This is a genomic window from Arthrobacter sp. 4R501, from assembly GCF_002929755.1.
Lineage (GTDB): Bacteria > Actinomycetota > Actinomycetes > Actinomycetales > Micrococcaceae > Arthrobacter.
This window is the reverse complement of record NZ_PJIW01000002.1, coordinates 18,030-40,308: the sequence shown is the minus strand read 5'-3', so window position 1 is coordinate 40,308 and position 22,279 is coordinate 18,030. Positions and strand designations below refer to the sequence as shown.

The following is a 22,279-nucleotide window of genomic DNA, read 5'->3' as shown; positions in this document are numbered from 1 at the left end:
CATGGGCAATTCCGTACTTCCGGCGGGCCTTCCCGCAACTGTCGGCGTCCTCGGCGGCGGCCGCATGGGCGCTGGCATCGCCCATGCCTTCCTGATCAACGGAGCACACGTCCTGGTGGTGGAGCGGGACGAAGCCTCGGCCGAAGCCGCCCGGGAACGCGTGGAGTCCGCCGCGGCCAAGAGCATCGAACGCGGCGCCACGGACGGCAACCTGGACGAAATGGTGTCGCGGCTCTCCATGACGGTCGACTATGACGACTTCAAGGACCGCGAGCTGGTAGTGGAGGCCGTTCCGGAGGACTGGGACCTGAAGGTCTCCTCCCTCCGCGGAATCGAGGAGCGCCTCGCCGACGACGCCTACCTCGCCTCCAACACGTCCTCGCTGTCTGTCAACGGCCTGGCCCGCGAACTCAAGCGTCCGGGGAACTTCCTGGGCCTGCACTTCTTCAACCCGGTTCCGGCGTCCACGCTCATCGAGGTGGTGCTCGGCGAGCAGACGTCCCCGGACCTGGCCGCCGCGGCGAAAAGGTGGGTGGAGGCGCTCGGCAAGACCGCCGTCGTCGTCAATGACGCTCCCGGATTTGCCTCGTCGCGCCTGGGCGTGGCCATTGCCCTGGAAGCCATGCGCATGGTGGAGGAAGGGGTCGCGTCCGCAGAGGATATCGACAACGCCATGGTGCTGGGCTACAAGCACCCCACGGGCCCGCTGCGAACCACGGACATTGTGGGCCTGGACGTGCGGCTGGGCATCGCCGAGTACCTGCATTCTACGCTGGGGGAGCGGTTCGCGCCGCCGCAGATCCTCAAGGACAAGGTGGCCCGCGGAGAGCTTGGACGGAAGACCGGCAAGGGATTCTTCGACTGGGCTGAGTAGGATTTCCGGGTGACCCTCTTTGAACCCATCACCCTGACCGGCCGGCACGTGATTCTTGAGCCGCTGCAGCGAGATCACCATGACGGCCTGGTGGTGGCCGCACAGGATGGCGAGCTGTGGAAGCTCTGGTACACGTCCGTGCCCGCGCCGGAGGGGATGGCCGCTGAGATCGACCGCAGGCTGGCCATGCAGGAGCATGGGTCCATGCTGCCCTTCACCACGCGGCTGATCGATCATGCCACCGGCGGCCCTGGCCGGATCATCGGTATGACCACTTACTGCAATATCGACGCCGGCACGCCCCGTGTGGAGGTCGGCTACACGTGGAACGCCGCGTCGGTCCACGGCACCGGCACCAACCCTGACTCCAAGCTGCTGCTGTTGCGGCACGCGTTCGAAACCCTGGGCTGCGTGGCCGTGGAGTTTTGTACGCACTGGTTGAACCACCAATCCAGGGAAGCCATCGCCAGGCTGGGTGCGAAGCAGGACGGCGTGCTGCGCAGCCACCGGCGGACCAGCGACGGCGTCCTCCGCGACACCGTGGTGTTTTCAATTCTGGAGCACGAGTGGCCCATGGTCCGGAACGGGCTGGAGCACAGACTCGCCACGCGCTTTTAGCGGCGGTACCTCCGAGTTTTTGTCCAGATAAACGCCTCAATCGACCGGCGAAGTGGCGTTATCTGCAAGAACTCGGGAGGGGGTAGCTCAGAGCGAAGGCGCGTTACTGCCGGGCGAGCTGCGCCGGCTTCACCGCACTCATCAGGGCGGCGGCGTAACCCTGGGAATGCCCTGCCTTGTTGGGGTGGAAGTTGTAGTCCGGCGTCGGCTGGGCAGCGTCCAGGACGAGCCAGGGAACCTCCGAATTAACCGCGTGACCAGTGAATACGGCTGTCACATCGACGTACTGGGCGTTGACGTGGTGGGCCGTATTTGCGGCGATCACCGCTGATGCAATGGTTGCGTTGACCGTCACCGTGGCTTGATTCATCAGAACCTGGTTGGTTGCAGGAATGGGAGCAAACTGGCTCGTCGGTTCGAAGAGCAGGGGATAGCCCATCACTGCGATTTTGGCGTTGGGGGCCACGGCATGGATGGCGGCGTAGGTTTGGACCAGTCCCGTGCTCAACATGCCTAATGCGGTAGGTGAGGTTGCCTGGCCTATGTAGCCGGCGCAGACCGGCTCAATGGAAGCTGCGCAGCCGCCGAGCACCAAGGAGAACCCAAGGTCGTTGGCCCCTGCCGTGATACTGACCAGTTCGGTGTCCGGCGAGATTTTTTGTGAGAAAACCAAGCCGGCGAGTTGCTGCTCGACGGTGGGAGTAAAGATGACGTGGTCGTACGCCGGACTGAGCGTGGAAAGTACGGCGCCGTGGCAAGCTGCGTTGGCCACAGGATTTACCCGACCCGTCCTACCGACCACGTTGACATAGCCGGGCGTGCTCTGCCAGCATGCAACGCCATCGGGCCGGTACGCTGCTCCAGCCCCGGTCCCCGCCGTATAGGAATCGCCCAGCGCCACATAGTCGGTCTTCGCCTGCGGCGCAGCTTCGGCTGGGATGGCCGCGAACCCCAGAGCCATTGCTATGGTGGCGAGGCCTGCTGCAAAAGCCGAGCGTCGTCGTCGTACTGCTGAAGCCGTCATCGATTTTCCCCTTTTGACTATCTAATTGAATAATTAACACAGACATGTAACAGTCAACCTACGCCTCAAGCACAGGCCCGTCACGGGCCCGGAGTACTCGATTTTCTGCGCCGCTACACTGTCCGGTACCTGCCCATCGCGTGCGGGCGGTGGCGGCTGTGTGGTTAGCTGTCCGGGTGGAGACGACAGGGGGAGCCGTGAGCTGGGACGGAGCCGTGAATGCCTGGCACGTTGCCGGCCGCGTTTACCGGATGGGGCGCCGCGAATGGCTCACCGAGGCAGGTTGGCGGCAGGCGTACGACGACGGCGTCCGCACGGTGATTGATCTCCGTAACTCCCGTGAAGCGCAGCGCCGGGACACCGACCCTGCGGTGACCGAAGCGGCCTGGTCCGGCGTCACGATCGTCGCCGCACCCACTGAAGAACCCGATGATCCGCGGTTCTCCGCCGTCTGCGGACCGTACCTCAATGATCCCGCCCATTATCTGCACAACGTCCGGCTCTACCCGGAGAAGTTCGTGACGGTGTTCCGCGGTGTCGCGGCAGCCGAGGCCGGTGCCGTCGTCATTCACTGCGCGGCGGGACGGGACCGGAGCGGCATGGTGGCGGCCATGCTGCAGGACCTCGCCGGCGACCCGGACCAGCTCATTGCGGACGGCTACGCCAAAGCCGCCCGAGGCATCAACGAACGCTTCCGGACGCACGGCCCGCCCCATGCTGGCGAACGCCACATTGACGACGCCGAACTGACACGCCTGCTGGAGCGGCGCGGCCGGGCGGTGGTGGAGTTTGTCCGGGAGCTGGACACGCGCACCTTCCTGCTGCGCAACGGCCTGTCCGAGGCCGAACTGGGCGCCGTCCTGAGCCTGCTCGGCAGCCGGGTGGCGCCATGAGTTCCGTGAAGTATGTGGCGGCCTCGCTCGCGGTGGCGGGAGTGGTGATGCTTGTCGCCGGGCCGTTCTGGGCCGTCCTCGCTTCAGATTTCGGGACCACGGAGGAGAACTTCGGGCTCGGCGACGGGACCGTCGACGGCGAGTGGCTCCCGGGCCAAATCTTCCTCATGCTGGGCGGGGCAGTCTTGTGCCTGGCTGCGGTGGCGGCCGCGTACATGGCACGGCGGAGAGATACAGATGAATAGAACGAAAGCGGTGGCACATAGTTTGAAACGCGTATTTGCAGCGGCAGCGGCTGCCGGAGTGGCACTTTCCGTGGGGCTCGGGGCCGTGCCGGCCTGGGCTGTTGAGCAGCCGGCCGTTGAGCAGCCGGCCGTTGAGCCGCCGCCGGCTGCTTCGCCGGCCGTTGCGTCGCCGGCCCCTTCTTCGCCGGACGCTGCAGAACGCCCGACAGCGGGTGGATCCGGAGGTGGTGACGCGTACCCCAGCGACGCGCACCCCGGCGAGGCTGGCCTTCGGGAAGCTGCCCTCCGCGATCTTGGCCTGACCGCCGACGAGTTCGCGGCCGCGGGCCAGCTGGGCAAACAGGCCGCGGACGTTGTGGCGGCCCTGCAGGATAGCCCCGGCTACCTCGGAACACGGATCCACGATGGCCGCATTCTGGTTGCCGGCACCGGGGCCGAGCTGGAAGCGGAGGTGGCACGGCTCAGCGCGACTATCCCGGCCGTGACCCTTGAAACCGCACTCGACGCGCCGCCGTCGGACGCTCCTGCTGGGGGAACTGACGCGCCGGCCGCGACAGGCACTCAGGCGACAGGCACTCAGGCGACCGGCTCTCCGGCGACCGGCACCCAACTGGCCCGGAGCACCCAGGAGCTGTACCAGGCGTACCTCCGCGACGTGGGCGCGGCCGGGTTACAGGCCGTGGCGTACACCGGGAGCAGGTTCGTAGTCCGTACCGGCGGAATCAACGGGTCCGAGGCCACAGTGCCTGATTCGGCCGACGCCGCCGGAAATTCGAGCCTCACCAGCCCAAACTCGGTCGGCAAGATCTCGCCCGCCGAGTTTGTGGCCCGCTACGCCAACGTGCAGCTCGACTCCGGGGCACCGCTCGCGCCGCAGGCCGACCTTTCCGGCGGCCAGGGCTACTTCACCGACATCGGAGAAATCTGCTCCGCTGGCTTTTCAGTGTTTGACCCGGCAGGCCTGCCGGGCGTCCTCACCGCCGGACATTGCACTGATGACGGCGCCGCGGCAACGGCCACAGTGGAATTTCCGCAATGGAACCGTGGCGACCTGTTGGGGACCTTCGGGTTCAGCCAGTTCGGCGGACCCGGAAACACCACAGTCCTGCGCCCCGGCAACGATGATGACCCCGGCAACGTCGGCACGGACATCGCCGTTCTTGGCCAACTTCGCGCCGGCCTGGACCCGCTCCCGGCCGCCAGCACATGGAACGATCCCTCGCAGGCCGGCAGGGACGTCAAGATCATCGGAACGGCCGGCCCGGTAATCGGCATGCCGGTCTGTCGCTCCGGCCGAACCTCAGCGTGGTCCTGCGGAACCATCGACGAAGTGGGGATCTACGTGGCAGGCGGACTCAACTATGCGACGGATCCGACAGACCTGCGGGCCTTCAACGGTTTCCTGTCCTTCGAGGTCCAGTCCAGCGGCGGCGATTCCGGCGGGCCCTGGGTCAGCGGCAACTACGCCGTAGGCACACACTCGGCCGGTGAAGAGGCGCCCAAACCCAACGAAGCGCCGCCGGTAAACTTCGCCGTGGCCGCCACGCTGCAGGACTCATTGGCGGTGTTGCCCGGCTACCAGCTAGAACTCTTCCTCAACAAGCCGACGGTGACGTCGCCCGCGCCGGGAGCAACGTTCGACGTCGGCCAGACCGTCACCGGCATGGTGGCCGCGGCTCCGGCGTCGGCTGTCGCGGCGGGTTCGAAGGTCAGGATCACCGTGAGTGGGCAGGCGCCCATTGAGGTTCCCGTGGATCCTGGCGCTGCGTGGTCCTTCACTGCCCCCGCGGTGGCCGGCCCGCTGCGTTTCACGGCCGAAACGGTCAACGGATTCAGCACATCCGGTGCCGCGGCCTTCGACTTCGCACCGGTCAACCAGCCCTCCCAGCCCTCCCAGCCAGCCCCGCAATCCTCGCCCCCGGCCGCGGTGCCAGCCACGAACGCTGCGCTGCCCCCAAAACGTGACAGCGCCGCCGTCGTACGTCCGCTGGGTGACAACCGGGCCGCTCACCTGGCCAACACCGGCGCATCCGGGCTGCTTCTGTTCGCCGGCCTGGCGGTTGGTGCGCTCGCCGTCGGCGGTGTGTTCCTGGTGCTGGCGAAGCGGCGGCGGAAGCGGCAACGCCCCACCCCCCGATGATCTATCACTAAACGTCGTCATCAGCCTGGAATGGCGACGCTAAGTGATAGATCAACCGGAGGAGGCGGCGGCTACTTCTTCGGCTTCATCAGTAGGTTGGTGATGCGTAGCGTGCAGAGGCGCTGGCCGGCGTCGTTGGTGATGAGGACCTCGTGCGTGGTCAGGGTGCCGCCGAGGTAGATGGGCGTGGCGGTGATGGTGATCTTGCCCTCGCGCGCGGAGCGGTGGTGGGTCGCGGAGACGTCCACCCCCACAGCAGTTTTCCCCAACGTGCTGGCGTGGATCACGGCCGCCCAGGAACCCACAGCCTCGCCCACCGCCAGGGACGCGCCGCCGTGCAGCAACCCGAACGACTGCCTGTTGCCCTCCACAGGCATCGTCGCCACCACGCGCTCGACCGATTCCTCCAGGATTTTCACGCCCATCTTCTCGTCGAGCTCCCCGAGAACGATCTTCCACGGGGTGGTGTCCGGCGTGGCGCCCGTGGTGGTGTCCGGCGCAGCGGCGTCGGGGGATAGGGCGGTCATGGGTCTCCTTTGGCGAGGCTGAACTTCCAGTGTGCGGCACGGCACAGTCATGTACTGTAGACATATTACCGAACGGACGGTCAGTAAAGCCCTGGCCGCGTTTTGTCCCCGCCTTGGAAGGACCCGTCAACGATGACCACCACTGCAGAAACCACAGTCGACACCGTCCAGACCGTTCCCAGTTTTGTGCAGGATTCCTGGTGGACTCCCGACGCCGGTTCGGCAGCGTCCGCTGTCCCCGTGCGGGATGCGAGCACCGGAGAAGTCCTGGCCAGGGTGAGCACCGACGGCCTGGACCTTGCCGCCGTCGTGGATTACGGCCGCACCACGGGACAGGCGGAACTGGGCAAGCTGACCTTCCACCAGCGCGCCCTCAAGCTCAAGGAGCTGGCGCAGTACCTGAACGCCCGGCGCGAGCACTTCTATACTTTTTCGGCCCAGACCGGTGCCACAAAGGTCGACTCGATGATCGACATCGACGGCGGCATCGGCGTCCTCTTCACGTTCGGCTCCAAGGGCCGGCGCGAGCTGCCCAATTCGCAGGTAGTGGTGGACGGTCCCATGGAGGTGCTGTCCAAGGACGGTTCGTTCGTGGCCGAGCACATCTACACGCGCATCCCCGGCGTCGCCGTGCAGATCAACGCGTTCAACTTCCCCGTCTGGGGCATGCTGGAGAAACTCGCGCCCGCTTTCCTTGCCGGGGTCCCCACCATCGTCAAGCCAGCCACCCCCACCGGGTATGTGGCCGCGGCCGTGGTGAAGGCGATCATCGAATCCAACATCCTGCCGAAGGGCTCGCTGCAGCTGATTTCCGGCTCTGTCCGCGGCGTCCTGAACGTGCTGGACTACCGCGACCTGGTGGCTTTCACCGGCTCCGCGTCCACCGCGCTGTCCCTGAAATCGCATCCCAACGTGGTGCAGGGCGGCGTCCGGTTCACGTCCGAAACGGACTCCCTCAACGCCGCCATCCTTGGTCCCGACGCGGTGGAGGGCACGCCGGAATTCGACGCGTTCATCAAGTCAGTGGTCACCGAAATGACGGTCAAGGCGGGCCAGAAGTGCACGTCCATCCGCCGCGCCATCGTCCCGCAGGAGCTGGTGCCGGCAGTGATCGCCGCGATCGGCAGGCGCGTGGACGAGCGTGTTGTGCTGGGGGATCCCCGCGCGGACGGCGTCACCATGGGCGCTTTGGCGTCGCTCGAGCAGCTCACCGACGTCCGCGCCGCGGTGCAGTCAATGCTCGACGCCGGCGGTGAGCTTGCGTACGGGACGCTGGATTCGCCGTCGGTCACCTCTGCCGGCGGCGCCACGGGCGTGGTCGACGCGGGCGCCTTTATGTCGCCGGTGGTGCTGAGCTGGGCTGACGCGGAAACTGACGCGATCCACTCGCTGGAGGCGTTCGGCCCGGTAGCCTCCGTGATCGGATACAAGGACCTGCCCGACGCCGTCCGCCTCGCCGCCCGGGGCGGCGGCTCCCTCGTGGCATCGGTGTGCACCAACGATCCGGCCGTAGCCCGCGAACTCGTCACCGGGATCGCCGCCCACCACGGCCGTGTCCTGATGCTCAACCGCGAGGACGCCCGCAGCTCCACCGGCCACGGTTCGCCCGTCCCTCACCTGGTCCACGGCGGGCCAGGCCGTGCCGGTGGCGGCGAGGAGCTGGGCGGCATCCGCTCGGTCATGCACCACATGCAGCGCACCGCCATCCAGGGCTCGCCCAACATGCTCACCGCCGTCACCGGCCTCTGGCACACCGGGGCGGACCGGAACTTTACCGTGGAGACCGAGGGAACGCACCCGTTCCGGAAATCCCTGGCCACGCTGCACATTGGCGACGCCATCCGCTCGGAGCTGCGTCAAGTGTCCCTGGCGGACATCACCGCGTTCGCCAACTCCACCGGCGACACCTTCTATGCCCACACCAACCAGGAAGCGGCCGAAGCCAACCCGTTCTTCCCGGGCATCGTGGCACACGGATACCTGCTCCTGAGCTGGGCCGCCGGGCTGTTTGTGGAACCGGCGCCGGGCCCGGTCCTGGCCAACTACGGCCTGGAGAACCTCCGCTTCATCACACCTGTGGCTGCCGGGGATTCCATCCGGGTCACCCTGACGGCCAAGAAGATCACGCCGCGCGAAACCGACGAGTACGGCGAGGTGGCCTGGGACGCGCTCCTGACCAACCAGAACGACGACATCGTGGCCACCTACGACGTCCTCACCCTCGTCGAAAAGTAGCCCCACCCCGGACGCTCTCTCACCTAAACGTAAGGTTTCCGGCGACGCTCTCGCACTTTCTTGAGGAAAGTGAGAGAGCGTCGGGGGTTTTTCCCGCATTATGTGAGAGAGCGTTTGGATCTTTCCGGGTTGCCGCGGCGTAAAATTTCCACCGTAGGAGGTGGCCAAATGAACCTAGCCCTGAACACAGCCACAACCATCCTGCCCGTCGATGACGCAGCGCGCGCCCACAGTTTCTACACCGAAAAACTGGGACTCCCGCACCGCGGAATGACAGACGATGGAAGCGAATTACTGGGTAGCGACGGCGGCCCGATGCTGCAGTTGTTGCCGGTCTCGGACGGGAAACACTCCGAGCACACTGCCCTCAGTTTCGAGGTGCGAGACATTGAGCGGATCGTGCAGGACATGGAGGCCAAGGGCGTCCGGTTCCAGGATTATGACCTGCCCAACCTCAAGACCGAGAACCATATCTGCACCAAGGACTCCGAGAAGTGCGCCTGGTTCATGGACACGGAGCACAACATCCTCTGCGTTCACGAGACGTTGGGCATGCAAGCCGAATACCAGCTCTGACCCGTAGGCGGCACTGCCAGCCGCTTGCAGACCGCAGGAGGGGCGTCCCAGCGAACGGGGGCTCCCCTCCTGCCTCGTCTAGGCCCACGTTGGATTGGGCTTACGGGACCAACGGCCATTCGATGAGTTCCACCTTGATGTCCAGGCTCTCGTCGCCCCGCTTGACTTTGAATCCCACCGTGTCGCCCGGGTTGCGGTTCCTGAGCTCGGCCAGCAGCTTCTCCGGCGCAGCGAGGTCCACGCCTTCCATCGACTCCAGCACATCACCTGGACGGATCCCCGCAGTGCCGGCCGGGCCGTGGTCGTCAACGGACAAAACCACGACGCCGGTGCTCGCGTCGATGCCCAGCTGTTCGGCGATCTGCCGGGTCAGTTCGCCGGGAGTGAGCCCCACGTAGGCATGCTCCGCCGAGCCATCCGCCAGCAACTCCTCGGCCACCTCGACGGCGGTGGCCGCCGGAATGGCGAAGCCCAGCGCCACAGCGCCGGACGACGGCGGAATGTAGGCCTCGCTGATGCCCACCACCTCGCCGCGCATGTTGATCAGGGCGCCGCCGGAATTGCCGGGGCTGATGGGCGCATCAGTCTGGATCAGGTCCACCAGCGAAAGGCTGTTCTGTGCCGAGCCGGGAATGGAGCGGTGCAGGCCTGAGATGATCCCCGCGGTGGCCGTGTTCTCGAATCCAAGCGGCGAACCCAGGACCACGGCCCCTTCGCCTACCTTGGGCAGCGAGGTCTGGTACACCGGTTTAGGCAGGCCCGTCCGGTTAGCCTGGACGAGCGCAAGGTCAGTCACGGGGTCGGTTGCCTTGACCGTGCCGGAAACGCGCTGGCCATCCGCGAAGGCCACCTCCACGTCAGTTTGGCCGCGGATGACATGCTCATTGGTGAGGATCAGGCCGTCCTCAGAGTAGACCACGCCGCTGCCGAGCCCGCCGTCGGTGAAGATGGTAACCACGGGGGGGACAGGTTTTCCACAATCGCGGTGATGCCGCCCGCTGCGTCGGGGGCTGCGGGGGCTGCGGGGGCCTCGGCGCTGGCAGGGCCGCTGCTGCCCGGGGTGGCCATGGCGGATGTGGCGCCCGGGGTCGGTTCGGTGGGGCCCGGCGGAACGGGTGAGCCCGTGCAGGCCGTAACTGCCAGGAGGGCGGCCGTCAGGACGCACCATGTCGCTGTCCGGAATCTGGCTGAACGGCGTGTTCGACTGGTTGACGGCTTCATGGACAACCTCCCCGCGGACGCTGGCTCTTCCATCTACCGTAGCGGTGCACAGGACCGGCAGGCCAGTACCGTCGCGCCCGGATATCCACACGGTGGAGGGGTCCGGGGATGGCCGTAATTCATGCTAGTGCTGCGCGTGGAGCCCGTCGAACGCGATGGTGATGACGTCGTCGGCCAGTTTTTCCGGCGTGAGGGAGCCGCCCGGTTTGTACCATTCCACGATTGAGTTGATGGTGCCGAACAGCAGTCGCGTGACGGTGCGCGGATCGATGTCCTGGCGCAGCGAGCCTTCGTCGCGGGCTGCGGAAATCAGGGCGGCCACCTCGTGATCAAACGCGCGACGGCGTTCCAGGGCGTCGCGCTCAATGTCAGTGTTGCCCCGCAACCGTAGGAGCAGCGTGACAAACGGCAGCCGCTCCACCAGAACGGCCACGGTCTGACGCAGGACAAATTCCAGCCGTGCGTCCGCCGCGCCGCTTTGCGCCCCGGGCTGTTCGAGGATTGATTCCAGGCCACCGAGCGCATGGTCCAGGGCGAGCTTCAGGAGGTCGCCCTTGGACGGCACGTGGTGGTAGATGGCCGATTTCGAGATGCCCAGGTTCTCGGCCAGGATGCCCATGGACGTGGCGTCATAGCCGTGCCGGTTGAAGACGTCGACGGCGATGAGCAGCACCGACTGCTGGTCGTAACCGGGACGGCCGCGCTTGCTGGGGGCTGCTGTAGTGGGCATACCGGCTATTTTCCCATGAACGTTCGGTAATCCCTGCAGCGGCGCAGCGGGGGCCTTAAGTGTCCGTTCGCGCTACGCCTTGGGACGGAGGTCGTAGATCCGGCGCAGCTTGCCGTTTGACCGCTCCAGTGAACCCGGCTCCACCACGTCAACGGCGCACGAGGAACCCACGTGGATCTTGATCTGTTCCTGTAAGGTGCGTGCCGCCGTCGTACTCTGCTCTGCTGTCACCGTGTCCCGGCGTTCGATCTTGACGGTCAGCTGGTCCATCCGCTGGCCTTCGGGGCGGGTGAGTTCGAGCTGGAAGTGGGGGCTGAGTTCGGGGATGCGCAGTGCGATTTCCTCGATCTGGGACGGGAAAAGGTTCACGCCGCGGAGGATGATCATGTCGTCGCTGCGGCCGGTGATGCGGCCCATCCTGCGGTGTGCGGGGCGGGCGGTGCCGGGCAGGAGGCGGGTGAGGTCCTTGGTGCGGTAGCGGATGATCGGCAGGGCTTCCTTGGTGAGCGAGGTGAAAACGAGTTCGCCGTGTTCGCCGTCGCGCAGGACGTTTTCCTTGCCCACTTCGGGGTTGAAGGCGTCGATGATTTCGGGGCGGAAGTGGTCCTCCCAGATGTGGCTGCCGTCCTGGGTTTCCACGGCCTCGCCGGCGACGCCCGGGCCCATCACTTCGGACAGGCCGTAGATGTCGCAGGCCTTGATGTTCATGGTGACTTCGAGTTCGTGCCGCATCTCCTGCGTCCAGGGCTCGGCGCCCAGGACTGCGTACTTGAGCGAGGTCGACGTCGGGTCGATGCCCATGTGGGCCATGGCGTCAGCGATGGTGAGCAGGTACGTGGGCGTGGCCAGGATGGCGTCCGGCTGGAAGTCCTGGATGAGCTGGATCTGGCGTTCGGTCTGCCCGCCGGACATCGGGATGACGGTGCAGCCCAGCGCTTCAGCGCCGGCGTGCGCGCCCAAACCGCCCGTAAACAGGCCGTAACCGTAGGCGTTGTGGACCTTCATTCCGGGCCGGACGCCTGACGCGCGGAGGCAGCGCGCCACCAGTTTGGCCCAGTCGGCCAGGTCCTGCTTGGTGTACCCGACGACGGTGGGCCGGCCTGTGGTGCCCGAGCTTGCGTGGATTCGGGCTACCTCTCTCTGGGGCACGGCGAACATGCCGAACGGGTATTCGGCGCGCAGGTCTTCCTTGGTGGTGAAGGGGAAGTTGCCGAGGTCGCTCAGTTCGCGGAGGTCGGCGGGGTGGATGCCGGCGTCGTCGAATTTGCGCTTGTAGAGCGGCACGCGGTCGTAGGCGTAGGCCACGGTGTGCTGGAGGCGGGTGAGCTGGAGGGCCTCGAGTTCGTCGCGGGAGATGGTTTCCTCGCGGTCCAGGATGGGATCTGTGCCCTGGGACGTGGACTGCGGCATGGGGGTTTCGGGGGCGTGGAGGGTCATGGTTTCCTACTTCTTGGGGATGGTGCGGCTGCGTCCGCGGAACTCGGCAATGAGTTCCCCCGGGTTGCCGGAGCTGGGAATCGAATCGGGCTGGGCACCGTGCTGCGTATCGGCGTCGGCCGCGAAAATCTGGATGTCGTACAGCCCGCTGCGCCCTGAGCTAGACCGGCGGTTCGCGACGGCGGTGATCACCTGGCCGCGGTAGGCCGGCTTGAGGAAGTTGATGTCGACGCCGGCGGCAACTGTGATGCTGTCGGCCTCTTCCGGGGTGGGATTGACCGGATTGCAGGCAAGGGCGAACGCGGAATCGGCGAAGGCGAAGATCATTCCGCCGTGGGCCATACCGAACCCGTTGAGCATTTCCTGCCGGAGTGTCATTCGGATGGTGGCGTGCCCGTCGCTGACGGCGAGGACTTCGATGCCCATCCATTCGGAGGCGTAGTCGTTTTCCAGGATGGGGTGGGTGGCCCCGGAGAGTGCTGCTTCAGCCATGCGTCATTGCCTCCAGCTTTATATACCGAATGTTCATTAGGTAATCCCATATGCAGGTCCGGTGTCAAGGGCAGACCGGTCTTTGGGTACCCCTCATCGGTGGGACCCCCGGCACGGAAGTGCAAGGATGGAGGGACCGGCACCACGCACAGCAAAGGGCGGACCATGGCCAAAGGCATCTACGTCAGCGCGACCACCCCGGGGTCGGGCAAATCGCTCGTGGCCCTGGGCCTCGCGGACACGCTCCACCGGCACGCGGACCGGATCGGCTTCTTCAAACCGGTGGTCCACGGCCCGGACGCCGCCAGCGACCCCATGGTGGCGCTGATGAAATCACGCTTCGCGCTCGACGACGACCGTTGCCGTGGCGGCCTGACGTCCACCGAAGTGCGTGCCCTCCTGGCAGACGGAAAACGCGCCGAGATCGATGCGCGCTGCGTGGAGATCTTCGCCGAGATTGCCAAGCATTGCGACGTGGTGATCGTGGAGGGGACGGACCTCACCGGCCAGGACGCCGCCGTCGAGTTTGACCTCAACGCCCGGCTGGCCAACAACCTGGCCGCGCCGGTGGTTGCGGTGGTGGGCGCCAAGGGGCTCAGCGTCGCGGAGGCCGCGGCCGCCGTCGAGGTTGCCCGCAAGGAACTGGTAGCGGAAAAGTGCACGCTGCTGGCCATCATGGTGAACCGCGCGGACCCGGACCTGATGGAGGAAATCGCGGCCGCCATCAAACCGGGCGCATCCAACCGGCCCGTGTACGTCCTGCCGGAGCTGGAGGAGATCGCCCGGCCCACCACCGGCGAGGTTGCCACGGCGCTGGGTGTACGCCAGATCGCCGGCCTCGCGGACATGGAACGCGACGTCCGGGACATCAAGGTGGCGGCCATGAACGTGGGCAACTTCCTGAACGTGCTGGAAGAGGGCGCCCTGGTGATCGTTCCGGGCGACCGGGCGGACGTGATGGTGGCCTGCCTGGCGTCGTCGTTCTCGCCGGAATTCCCGGTGCCGTCTGCGCTGATCCTGACCGGCGGGCTGTCCCCCGACGCCAACATCTACCCGCTCCTGGCGCAGGCGCCGTTCCCCGTGTTTGCCGCCAGCCAGGACACCTACACCACCGCCAAGCGGGTCTCCGAGGTCCGCAGCGAGATCTGGTCCGGGCACCGCCGCAAGGTGGCCTCCGCCCTGGGACTGTGGTCCAGGCGGGTGGACGAGGCCGAACTTGTGGAACGCCTCCACCTGCCGCGACTGGAGCGGATGACCCCGCTGCGGTTCCTGCACGACCTCATCGAACGGGCCAGGGGGCAGCGCCGGCACGTGGTGCTGCCGGAGGGAACGGACGTCCGGATCCTGCAGGCCGCCGAAATCCTGCACCGCCGCGACGTCTGCGATCTGACCCTGCTGGGCCGGGAAAGCGACGTCCGCGAGCTGGCCGCGGCCAACGGTATCGACCTAGCGGGGATCAACATCGTGGACCCGGCTACCTCGGAACTGCGGCAGGGGTTCGCGGAGAAGTACGCCGAGCTGCGCGCGCACAAGGGCGTGGACCTGCCCAAGGCGCTGGAGATCATGCAGGACGGCAGCTACTTCGGCACCATGATGGTCCAGCTGGGCGTGGTGGACGGCATGGTGTCCGGCGCCGCGCACACCACCGCGCACACCATCCGCCCGGCGCTGGAGTTCGTCAAAACGCGCGACGGCGTGAAGATCGTGTCCTCTGTGTTCCTGATGCTCATGCCGGACCGGGTGCTGGTCTATGGCGACTGCGCCGTGAACCCCGATCCCAACGTGGAGCAGCTCGCGGACATCGCCCTCGCCTCGGCCGAAACCGCGGTGCAGTTCGGGGTGGAGCCGCGGGTGGCCATGCTGTCCTACTCCACCGGCGGCTCGGGTTCCGGCGAGGCCGTGGACGAAGTCCGGCAGGCCACCGAACTGGTGCGTGAACGCCGCCCGGATCTCGCCGTCGAAGGCCCCATCCAGTACGACGCCGCCGTGGACGCTTCCATCGCGGCCTCCAAAATGCCCGGCTCGTCGGTGGCAGGCCAGGCGACCGTGTTCATCTTCCCGGACCTGAACACCGGCAACAACACGTACAAGGCGGTGCAGCAAAGCTCGGGGGCGGTCGCCGTCGGGCCCGTCCTGCAGGGTCTGCGCAAGCCGGTCAACGACCTCTCGCGCGGCTGCACCGTGGAGGACATCGTGAACACGGTGGCCATCACGGCCATCCAGGCGCAGGTGCCGTCCCCGGCAGCGGTCTAATACCGGTGGTTGAGCCTGTCGAAACCCCTCGACCCGGTTTCGACAGGCTCAACCACCGGTGCCGGAGCCGCGCTGGTTAGCTGTTTTCCGGCTTGGCCAGGCTGTCCGGGTCTTCTTCCTTGGCGGGCTCGTCGGAGAGTCCTTCGGGCGTGAGATCCAGGTTTTGCGGATCCTTGGGCTGCTCAGCAGCCTCGCCCACTTCGTCCACCTTGGGGCTTCCGGTGTCGTCCAGGGCCGGGTTGGAACCCTCGACGCCGGTAGGGTCCTTGGTGCCGGAGGCGGGTTCTGCTGTCCCGGGCTCGGTGTTGTCGGACTGAGTGGTGTCGTTCGGCATGAAAGTCCCTCTCTGGGTAGTGCAACGTGTCCGCCGACTCTAGGCGCCTGCCGCGGCTGACGCAACGGGCCGCTGACGCAACGGCAGACGCGGGGTGAGCCGGTCCGCAGCCTCAGCCCTGACGGGCCTTCATCCTCGGGTTCTTTTTGTTGATGACAAAGGTGCGGCCCCGGCGTCGGACGATCTGGGCGCCGGGAACCTTCTTCAGGGCGCGGAGGGAGTTTCTGACTTTCATGGGCTTGCTCCTTGTTGTTGGTGGCGGTTGGTGGGTGGCGTTTTGGCCGCTGGCGCAGCGTGAAGCCGGGCCCGTTCAGGACGGGGCGGGGTCGAGCTGGAACGGGTCGGTCAGTCCGGCGAACCCGGCCTCCATTTCCGCGTCGGTGAGTTCGCAGGCGGAGAGCAGCTGCGCAATTTCCGCCGGGTCCATGCCCTCTCCGGTCGCGGCCAGCACGCTTCCGCGGTCCCCGTGTTCCGGATGCCAGTCCAGGTGGGCGTCCACATGGTTGAGGGGATCGGGCGCCGCACCGGCGTCCTGGTCTGCCAGCCACGGTCCGGTATTTTCGAGCCAGACACGCGGGCCGATGCCCTGGATGGCGATCCGGCACTGCGGTGCGGCGGCGATCCACAGGCGTCCCCGCAACCAGCAGCACCCTTCCGCGAGGGACGCCAGGGCGTGCCGGAACCGCTCAGGGTGCAGCGGTCGTTGGGCCCGGTGGGTGACGGTAGTGAACGGTGACGTGGAGGACGACGCCGGGATCCGCACCGAACCGGGGACCGTCCGGCTCAGGGCGTCGTGGTAGTTGTGGCGGCCCGGGCGGATGAGGCGGGCGTTTTCGGCCACGTCAGCGTGAGGGGCCAGTTCCCTGACCAGTTGCACGCCGCGAACACGCAGGGCGGGGTCGGCCGGAAACAGGTCCACCTCCGCCAGCAGGACGGTGTCATTGAACGACAGCTCGCCGATGAGGAATTCACCCGCAGTGCGCTGGTCCTCCGGGACCGGCGTGAACCCGGACTCAAACAGGGTGTGGTGGTCCCAAATGTGGTCCTCCAGCGTGTCAGGGGCGCAGGCAAGGACAGCGGAGTCAATCGTCACCGGGCGGGAAAGGCCACGCCGCAGGGCGCCGATCGCTGCCTCCGCGGACACGGCCGGAGGGAGCCCGATGATGGCCTGGGTCTCCCCGCGTTCCAGCAGCCGCTCGATGGTGGGCACGAGGTCCAGCCGTACCGTGCAGCTCAGGCAGCCGTGTTCCAGCTGCGTCTCGGTGCGCTCCACAAGCCCGGACTGGCTGGAGATCCTGCGGATGACCACGCCGTTCTCCAACAGGTCGTGCAGGACCACCGCGGCGCCGGGATTGGCCGCGGCCGCGTCTTGGCAGGATTGCTGGCGGCACAGGGCGTCCAGGGAGCTGATCACAGTGATATGCATGCCGATCACTCTAATGAGAATCATTATCATTTACAAGTCAACGTGCCCAGGGGGCAACTTATAGAGTGGATCCCAGGGAGCGCTGCACCAGGCTCCGGCACCACCCCTCGTCAGCTGTGCCCCGCGGCACCGAGGCTTCAGGAGGCCCCATGCTTGTGCTCGTTATCAATTCCGGTTCGTCCTCGCTCAAGTACCAGGTCCGGGACGTGGCCGCCGGCATTGTGCTGACCGAAGGGCTGATCGAGAAGATCGGCATGGGCAACGGCGGTGATGGCGACGGCGAAATCGAGGGCCCCCGAGATCATGCGGAGGCGCTGGAACTGGTAGATGCCGCTATCCATGCCGAGCTCGGGGACCTGGACCTGGCGGCGGTGGGCCACCGTGTGGTGCACGGCGGTGAGCGCTTCGCCGAGCCGGTGCTGATCGACAACGAGATCACCCGCGCCATCGAGCGCCTCAACCCACTGGCGCCGCTGCACAACCCCGCCAACGTCCTGGGCATCCGCGCCATCAGCAGGAAGTGGCCGGACCTGCCGCAGGTGGCCGTGTTCGACACCGCTTTCCACCGCACCCTGCCCGAGCACGCCTGGCGCTACGCCGTCCCCGATGAGCTCTACACGAACCACGGCATCCGCCGCTACGGCTTCCACGGCACCTCGCACGAGTACGTCACGCACCGCGCCGCGGTGCTGCTGGATCTGCCCGTGGACGAGTTCGACGGCGTGATCGCCCACCTGGGGAACGGCGCTTCCGTCACGGCCATCCGCCGTGGTCAATCGGTGGACACGTCTATGGGCTTCACGCCGTTGGAGGGCCTGGTGATGGGCACCCGCTCGGGCGACCTCGATCCCTCCATTCTGGTCTTTCTCGGCCGGATCGGGTGGACGCCGGACGACATCGACGCCATGCTCAACCGCGAATCGGGGCTGAAGGGGCTCGCCGGGAACAACGACATGCGCTCGGTGGTGGAGGCGTCAGAGTCCGGCGACGCCAAGGCTTCGATGGCGCTCGCCGTCACGTCCTACCGGCTGGCCAAGTACATCGGCGGATACCACGTGGCCGTCGGTGGTGCCAAGGCACTCGTGTTCACGGCGGGGATCGGCGAAAACTCGTACCAGTTCCGCGCCCTCGTGACTGACAGGCTGCATGCGCTGGGCATAGAGCTCGACACCGGCCTGAACAGTCAGCGGTCCAGGGAACCGCGGGTGATTTCCACGGCAGCGTCCGCAATCCCGGTGTTGGTGGTGCCCACCGACGAAGAGCGCGCCATCGCAGAGGCAACTGCGGCCGTCGTTGGTGGTTGAGCCTGTCGAAACCCGGTGATCGAGCTTGGCCGCCCCGGTGGTTGAGCTTGTCGAAACCCGGATCTCGAAAAGCTCGGTCACCGGGCTGCGGGGTAGCCTCAGTTCATGCCTGAGATCACTTTGCCCATCCGCACCGAGCGGCTGATCCTGCGCCAGTTCGACGCTGCGGACCTGGACGCCTTCCACGCTTACCATTCGCTGCCCGAAACGGCCCGCTTCCTGCCGGGGGAAGCCAAGAGCTACACAAAGTGCATGGAATCCGTGGGGAAGTACGCCAACTTCGTCTTCGAGAAGGAGAACGACTGGGTATGCCTGGCCATCGAGGCGAAGGGATCGCCGGGGCTGCTGGGTGAAGTGGTGCTGAAGTGGCTTCCGGGGCGCGGGCAGGGCGAAGTCGGATGGACCCTGGCGCCGGCCGCGCGGGGCAAGGGCTACGGGGCAGAGGCCGCGGATGCGGTGCTGAAACTGGGGTTCGAGGAACTGGGGATGCACCGGATCGAGGCAAAGCTCGACGCCCTGAACACCGCCTCCGCCGCTCTATGCGAACGGCTTGGCATGCGGTTGGAAGCCCGGCTGGTGAACAAATGGCACTACAAAGGCCAGTGGGCCACCGAGCTGGGCTACGCGATCCTCGAGGACGAATGGCGCGCCCGGTCCCAGTGAGGGAAACGAATGGCCATTGACGGCCTCAAGCGCCGGGGACAGACTTTTCCTGTGCCTAGCTGCCGGCCATGCCGCGCTGGCAACAGGCGTGTCCAAGGAGAATCCGATGCCCACCGTGGAAGAAAACGTCTACATTGCCCGCCCGCCACAGGAAGTCTTCAATTTCCTGTCAAAGGGCGAAAACATTCCAGTCTGGGACTCCTCGGCGGTCCATGCCGAAACGGTCGGGACCGAGCCTGTTGCAGTCGGCACCCGGGTCAAGGGCGCCAGCAAGGTGGTGGGCAGGAAATTCGACTGGACAACGGAGGTCATCGAATTCCAGCCTCCAACCCGCTTTGTGTCCCGCTCTGTGGAAGGAAAGCTGGAATTCACTGTCACCAATGTCTTGGAACCTGAAGGTGATGGGACCCGCCTGAACTTCCGGATCGATGCGGCGTCTGGCCTGGGCGGGGTGTTCGGCAAACTGGCCGACCGGTTCGTGGAACAAGCCCAGGCCAGGACGGTCCGCGCCAACCTCGAGACGTTGGCGGAACTGCTGGCCGAGCACCCCGAATACGGCAGGGATGACGGCTGAGTCGCAATCGATGGCTATTTGAGGCCGGCCCCGGGCAGCAGGTCCTTGGCGCCGAGGGAATCGGCGATGAACGCGTAGTCCCACGCCCGCTCGCGCCACTGGACATAGCGCCCGGACGCGCCGCCGTGGCCGCCGTCCATTTCGATCTTCATCACCACAGGCTCCGCGCCGGTGGTCTTGTTCCGCAGCTCCTGGACCCACTTGGCCGGCTCCACGTACAGGACGCGGGTGTCGTTAAAGGACGTCACCGCGGCCACCTTGGGGTACGCAACGGAACGCACATTCTCGTACGGTGAATAGGACTTCATGTAGGCGTACACCTCGGGGTCCGTGATGGGGTTGCCCCACTCCTCCCACTCCAGGGCGGACAGCGGAAGCTCCGGGTCCAGGATGGTGGTGAGGGCGTCCACGAACGGCACCTGCGCCACCACCGCTGCGTACTTTTCCGGTGCCAGGTTGGCCACTACGCCCATCAGCAGACCGCCTGCGGAACCGCCGAGCGCCGCAATCCGGGACGGATCCACCCACCCGGACTTGGCCAGCCAGTCCGTGGCGTCCACAAAGTCGGTGAAGGTGTTCTTCTTGGCGAGCTTCTTGCCGTCCTCATACCAGTGCCGGCCCAGCTCGCCGCCGCCGCGGATGTGCGCGATCACAAACACCACGCCGCGGTCCAACAGCGACAGCCGGGCGATGCCGAAACCGGGGTCCATGCTCAGCTCGTAGGAGCCGTACCCGTAGACCAGGCCCGCCGCCGTCGAATCCTGTTTGACGCTCCTGTGGCGCAGCACTGACAAGGGGATCCTGGTGCCGTCCGCGGCGTCGGCCCATTCGCGGGTGGCCACGTAGTCGCTGCCGACGTAGCCGCCCAGCACCGGGCTTTCCTTGCGGAGCAGCAGCTCGCCGGCGGGGTGCGCCGGGGTGGGCAACACAAAATCGTAGACGCGCGACGGCGTGAAGTAGGACGTGTAGCCCAGCCGGATCACCGGTGCCTCGTAGTCCGAACCGCCGACGCCGGCCGTGTACAGCTCCTCGTCGAACGCCGGTTCCACCGGAGCTTCCTGAGCGGGCGTACCGAGGCCGGCCAGTCCCATCACCTGGACGCGTTCGATGGTGTCTTTGCGGACGGACACAATCAGGTGCGTGGAGGTGACGCCGGCACCGTTGACGCGGACGTCGTCGGAATGCTCGACGACAGTACTCCAGTGCTGCTCGGCCAGCGGCTTGGCGAGTTCGGCGGGGTCCGCCAGGGAGACCATGGAGTTGATGGCACCGCGGTTGTGGGTGAGCAGGATGCGTTCTGATTTTTCGCCGTCAGGACCGGTGAGCAGGAACGGCTCGGCCTCGTAGAGGACGCGCTCGTCCCGCGAAATCACGGTGGTGAGGGCCGCCGTCGGGTCATCGAAACGCAGCAGGCGGGTCTCGCTGTACTCGGAGCAGCCGATGCCCAGCACGAGGTGGCGCCTGTCAGCGGAGAGCTCAAAGCCCAGCCACATGGCGACGTCGTCCTCCTGGTAAATCACCTCATCGTCGGTGACCGGCGTGCCCAGGACGTGGGACTTGACCTGGTACGGGCGCCACGAATCGTCCACCACGGTGTAGAAAATGCGGGTGCCGTCGGGGGAGAAGCTGACGCCGTAGAAGATGTTCTCGATGACGTCCGGGAGGAGTTCCCCGGTGCGGAGGTCCTTGATGTGGAGGGTGAAACGTTCGTCGCCGGCGTTGTCCACGGCGTAGGCGTAAAGGTTACCGTCCACCGTGACGGCCGATCCGCCCACCGAGAAGAACGGCTTGCCTTCGGCTTCGATGTTGCCGTCCAGCAGCACTTCCTCGCCGGGGATTTCGACGCCGGCCTCCACTGCGGGGGGAGTCCAGTCGGCCACCGGGTTGCCGGTGTCCTGGGCGCGGACGCGGCACTGGATGCCGTACTCCTTGCCCTCAACCGAGCGGCTGAAGTACCACCAGTCGTCCTTGCGGTTTGGGACAGACAGGTCTGTCTCCTGGGTGCGGCCCTTGATTTCCTGGAAGATGGCCTCGCGCAACGGCTCCTGGTGGGCGGTGACGGCCTCCTGGTAGGCGTTCTCGGCCTTCAGGTGCTCAACCACTTCGGCAGATTCCTTCTCACGCAGCCACTCGTAGTTGTCCACGAATGTGTCGCCGTGGTGCGTCCGCTCGTGCGGCACCTTCTTGGCCACTGGGGGCGCGGGGGAGGAGGCGGCGGACGAAGTGGCGGAATCCTGCAGCGGAGTCTGGGTCATGCCTTCAATATATAGAGCCGGGCGGACAAAATAGCCGCCGTTCGCTACCGGGGTAGCGCCCTCCTGCCACGTTGATCTATCACTTTTGGTCCCTAAGCCGGGGGCAAGGCGACTGTAAGTGATAGATCAACGGAGCCGCCAGTCGGACAAGTAGCTAAGTTACCGGCCGGAACCCCTTGAACCGCCCTCCGCCAGGTGCTAAAACGGCATTACCGGGAGGATCCGGACGCGTTCTTTTTCATCTGCCTCTTAGGGCGGTTAGCCGTTTCGGCACGCCACAGCGCCAGACAGCGCATCGGCAGTCTGCGGGCGACCCTTCCGATACGGTGGTCCCCGGCCCTGCCGGGGACCACTTCTCTGCGTCCCTGGCCATGCTGGTGCGGGTTGCCGCAGGAGGCTGAGCAGGGACCTTGACAGGGCGTCCTAATCGCGGGCTAATTGGAAGCACTCTTAGTGAT

General features: G+C 66.2%; 21 protein-coding genes. 11 read left to right on the top strand and 10 right to left on the bottom strand.

Annotation, left to right across the window (positions count from 1 at the left end):
• Position 1 precedes the first annotated feature (1 nt).
• Positions 2–874: a 3-hydroxyacyl-CoA dehydrogenase family protein gene (locus tag CXR02_RS01715; protein WP_104060421.1), complete on the top strand. Its 873-nt coding sequence runs from the start codon at positions 2–4 to the stop codon at positions 872–874.
• Between the two features lie 9 nt (positions 875–883).
• Positions 884–1,492, top strand: coding sequence for a GNAT family N-acetyltransferase (locus CXR02_RS01710; protein WP_104060420.1), 609 nt, complete (start codon positions 884–886; stop codon positions 1,490–1,492).
• 103 nt (positions 1,493–1,595) lie between these two features.
• Here CXR02_RS01710 and CXR02_RS01705 read toward each other — a convergent pair whose 3' ends face one another.
• A complete protein-coding gene (locus CXR02_RS01705) occupies positions 1,596–2,516 on the bottom strand; it encodes an SGNH/GDSL hydrolase family protein (protein ID WP_104060419.1) in 921 nt (306 codons plus the stop codon).
• Between the two features lie 197 nt (positions 2,517–2,713).
• On the opposite strand from CXR02_RS01705, the gene CXR02_RS01700 reads away from it, so the two are divergent.
• Genes CXR02_RS01700 through CXR02_RS01690 form a run of 3 tightly spaced genes read left to right on the top strand, consistent with a single transcriptional unit; the run spans position 2,714 to position 5,794 of the window.
• On the top strand, positions 2,714–3,409 hold the full coding sequence (locus CXR02_RS01700; protein ID WP_104060418.1) for a tyrosine-protein phosphatase: 696 nt from the start codon (positions 2,714–2,716) through the stop codon (positions 3,407–3,409).
• Positions 3,406–3,654, top strand: coding sequence for a hypothetical protein (locus CXR02_RS01695; RefSeq protein ID WP_104060417.1), 249 nt, complete (start codon positions 3,406–3,408; stop codon positions 3,652–3,654). The genes CXR02_RS01700 and CXR02_RS01695 overlap by 4 nt, the downstream gene beginning before the upstream one ends.
• Positions 3,655–3,676: 22 nt before the next feature.
• Complete coding sequence (locus CXR02_RS01690; protein ID WP_258060662.1) at positions 3,677–5,794, top strand: S1 family peptidase; 2,118 nt, start codon at positions 3,677–3,679, stop codon at positions 5,792–5,794.
• Between the two features lie 71 nt (positions 5,795–5,865).
• Here CXR02_RS01690 and CXR02_RS01685 read toward each other — a convergent pair whose 3' ends face one another.
• Positions 5,866–6,219: a PaaI family thioesterase gene (locus tag CXR02_RS01685; RefSeq protein WP_258060707.1), complete on the bottom strand. Its 354-nt coding sequence runs from the start codon at positions 6,217–6,219 to the stop codon at positions 5,866–5,868.
• A gap of 234 nt (positions 6,220–6,453) precedes the next feature.
• Between CXR02_RS01685 and paaZ the strand changes: the two genes are divergently transcribed.
• Both paaZ and CXR02_RS01675 read left to right on the top strand, forming a co-directional pair.
• The gene (paaZ, locus tag CXR02_RS01680) at positions 6,454–8,556 is read left to right on the top strand and encodes a phenylacetic acid degradation bifunctional protein PaaZ (RefSeq protein WP_104060415.1); all 2,103 of its coding nucleotides are present in this window, start codon (positions 6,454–6,456) and stop codon (positions 8,554–8,556) included.
• A 168-nt stretch (positions 8,557–8,724) separates the two neighbouring features.
• The gene (locus tag CXR02_RS01675) at positions 8,725–9,132 is read left to right on the top strand and encodes a VOC family protein (protein WP_104060414.1); all 408 of its coding nucleotides are present in this window, start codon (positions 8,725–8,727) and stop codon (positions 9,130–9,132) included.
• Between the two features lie 100 nt (positions 9,133–9,232).
• Here CXR02_RS01675 and CXR02_RS01670 read toward each other — a convergent pair whose 3' ends face one another.
• From CXR02_RS01670 to CXR02_RS01655, 4 genes are all read right to left on the bottom strand, one after another.
• Positions 9,233–10,090, bottom strand: a complete 858-nt coding sequence (locus tag CXR02_RS01670) for a S1C family serine protease (RefSeq protein ID WP_258060661.1) — start codon at positions 10,088–10,090, stop codon at positions 9,233–9,235.
• A 387-nt stretch (positions 10,091–10,477) separates the two neighbouring features.
• Complete coding sequence (locus CXR02_RS01665; RefSeq protein WP_104060413.1) at positions 10,478–11,083, bottom strand: TetR/AcrR family transcriptional regulator; 606 nt, start codon at positions 11,081–11,083, stop codon at positions 10,478–10,480.
• 72 nt (positions 11,084–11,155) lie between these two features.
• Complete coding sequence (gene paaK / locus CXR02_RS01660) at positions 11,156–12,520, bottom strand: phenylacetate--CoA ligase PaaK (RefSeq protein ID WP_104060412.1); 1,365 nt, start codon at positions 12,518–12,520, stop codon at positions 11,156–11,158.
• Between the two features lie 6 nt (positions 12,521–12,526).
• Positions 12,527–13,012, bottom strand: a complete 486-nt coding sequence (locus CXR02_RS01655) for a hotdog fold thioesterase (protein WP_104060411.1) — start codon at positions 13,010–13,012, stop codon at positions 12,527–12,529.
• A gap of 165 nt (positions 13,013–13,177) precedes the next feature.
• On the opposite strand from CXR02_RS01655, the gene pta reads away from it, so the two are divergent.
• Positions 13,178–15,265 (top strand): phosphate acetyltransferase, encoded by a 2,088-nt coding sequence (pta, locus tag CXR02_RS01650; RefSeq protein ID WP_104060410.1) that lies wholly within the window; start codon positions 13,178–13,180, stop codon positions 15,263–15,265.
• Positions 15,266–15,341: 76 nt separating this feature from the next.
• Here the strand turns inward: pta and CXR02_RS01645 are convergent, their stop codons facing one another.
• The 3 genes from CXR02_RS01645 to CXR02_RS01635 all read right to left on the bottom strand — a co-directional run bounded on the left by CXR02_RS01645 (position 15,342) and on the right by CXR02_RS01635 (position 17,025).
• Positions 15,342–15,599, bottom strand: a complete 258-nt coding sequence (locus tag CXR02_RS01645) for a hypothetical protein (protein ID WP_104060409.1) — start codon at positions 15,597–15,599, stop codon at positions 15,342–15,344.
• A 112-nt stretch (positions 15,600–15,711) separates the two neighbouring features.
• The gene (gene ykgO / locus CXR02_RS01640) at positions 15,712–15,834 is read right to left on the bottom strand and encodes a type B 50S ribosomal protein L36 (protein WP_058931424.1); all 123 of its coding nucleotides are present in this window, start codon (positions 15,832–15,834) and stop codon (positions 15,712–15,714) included.
• Positions 15,835–15,909: 75 nt separating this feature from the next.
• Positions 15,910–17,025 carry a GTP-binding protein gene (locus CXR02_RS01635; protein ID WP_104060634.1) on the bottom strand — a complete coding sequence of 372 codons (1,116 nt, stop codon included), beginning with the start codon at positions 17,023–17,025 and terminating at the stop codon, positions 15,910–15,912.
• A 149-nt stretch (positions 17,026–17,174) separates the two neighbouring features.
• Between CXR02_RS01635 and CXR02_RS01630 the strand changes: the two genes are divergently transcribed.
• From CXR02_RS01630 to CXR02_RS01620, 3 genes are all read left to right on the top strand, one after another.
• Positions 17,175–18,329 carry an acetate kinase gene (locus CXR02_RS01630; RefSeq protein WP_104060408.1) on the top strand — a complete coding sequence of 385 codons (1,155 nt, stop codon included), beginning with the start codon at positions 17,175–17,177 and terminating at the stop codon, positions 18,327–18,329.
• Between the two features lie 105 nt (positions 18,330–18,434).
• Positions 18,435–18,992 (top strand): GNAT family N-acetyltransferase, encoded by a 558-nt coding sequence (locus tag CXR02_RS01625; protein ID WP_104060407.1) that lies wholly within the window; start codon positions 18,435–18,437, stop codon positions 18,990–18,992.
• A gap of 106 nt (positions 18,993–19,098) precedes the next feature.
• Positions 19,099–19,566, top strand: a complete 468-nt coding sequence (locus CXR02_RS01620; RefSeq protein WP_248758970.1) for an SRPBCC family protein — start codon at positions 19,099–19,101, stop codon at positions 19,564–19,566.
• A 14-nt stretch (positions 19,567–19,580) separates the two neighbouring features.
• Here CXR02_RS01620 and CXR02_RS01615 read toward each other — a convergent pair whose 3' ends face one another.
• Positions 19,581–21,821 (bottom strand): S9 family peptidase, encoded by a 2,241-nt coding sequence (locus CXR02_RS01615; protein WP_104060406.1) that lies wholly within the window; start codon positions 21,819–21,821, stop codon positions 19,581–19,583.
• Positions 21,822–22,279: the final 458 nt, after the last annotated feature.

Bases quoted from the DNA above. Each gene is read 5' to 3' on its own strand.
- CXR02_RS01715 (WP_104060421.1), top strand. From the start codon at position 2: ATGGGCAATTCCGTACTTCCGGCGGGCCTTCCCGCAACTGTCGGCGTC.
- CXR02_RS01705 (WP_104060419.1), bottom strand. From the start codon at position 2,516: ATGACGGCTTCAGCAGTACGACGACGACGCTCGGCTTTTGCAGCAGGC.
- CXR02_RS01695 (WP_104060417.1), top strand. From the start codon at position 3,406: ATGAGTTCCGTGAAGTATGTGGCGGCCTCGCTCGCGGTGGCGGGAGTG.
- CXR02_RS01685 (WP_258060707.1), bottom strand. From the start codon at position 6,219: ATGGGCGTGAAAATCCTGGAGGAATCGGTCGAGCGCGTGGTGGCGACG.
- paaZ (WP_104060415.1), top strand. From the start codon at position 6,454: ATGACCACCACTGCAGAAACCACAGTCGACACCGTCCAGACCGTTCCC.
- CXR02_RS01675 (WP_104060414.1), top strand. From the start codon at position 8,725: ATGAACCTAGCCCTGAACACAGCCACAACCATCCTGCCCGTCGATGAC.
- CXR02_RS01665 (WP_104060413.1), bottom strand. From the start codon at position 11,083: ATGCCCACTACAGCAGCCCCCAGCAAGCGCGGCCGTCCCGGTTACGAC.
- paaK (WP_104060412.1), bottom strand. From the start codon at position 12,520: ATGACCCTCCACGCCCCCGAAACCCCCATGCCGCAGTCCACGTCCCAG.
- CXR02_RS01655 (WP_104060411.1), bottom strand. From the start codon at position 13,012: ATGGCTGAAGCAGCACTCTCCGGGGCCACCCACCCCATCCTGGAAAAC.
- pta (WP_104060410.1), top strand. From the start codon at position 13,178: ATGGCCAAAGGCATCTACGTCAGCGCGACCACCCCGGGGTCGGGCAAA.
- CXR02_RS01645 (WP_104060409.1), bottom strand. From the start codon at position 15,599: ATGCCGAACGACACCACTCAGTCCGACAACACCGAGCCCGGGACAGCA.
- ykgO (WP_058931424.1), bottom strand. From the start codon at position 15,834: ATGAAAGTCAGAAACTCCCTCCGCGCCCTGAAGAAGGTTCCCGGCGCC.
- CXR02_RS01635 (WP_104060634.1), bottom strand. From the start codon at position 17,025: ATGCATATCACTGTGATCAGCTCCCTGGACGCCCTGTGCCGCCAGCAA.
- CXR02_RS01630 (WP_104060408.1), top strand. From the start codon at position 17,175: ATGCTTGTGCTCGTTATCAATTCCGGTTCGTCCTCGCTCAAGTACCAG.
- CXR02_RS01625 (WP_104060407.1), top strand. From the start codon at position 18,435: ATGCCTGAGATCACTTTGCCCATCCGCACCGAGCGGCTGATCCTGCGC.
- CXR02_RS01620 (WP_248758970.1), top strand. From the start codon at position 19,099: ATGCCCACCGTGGAAGAAAACGTCTACATTGCCCGCCCGCCACAGGAA.
- CXR02_RS01615 (WP_104060406.1), bottom strand. From the start codon at position 21,821: ATGACCCAGACTCCGCTGCAGGATTCCGCCACTTCGTCCGCCGCCTCC.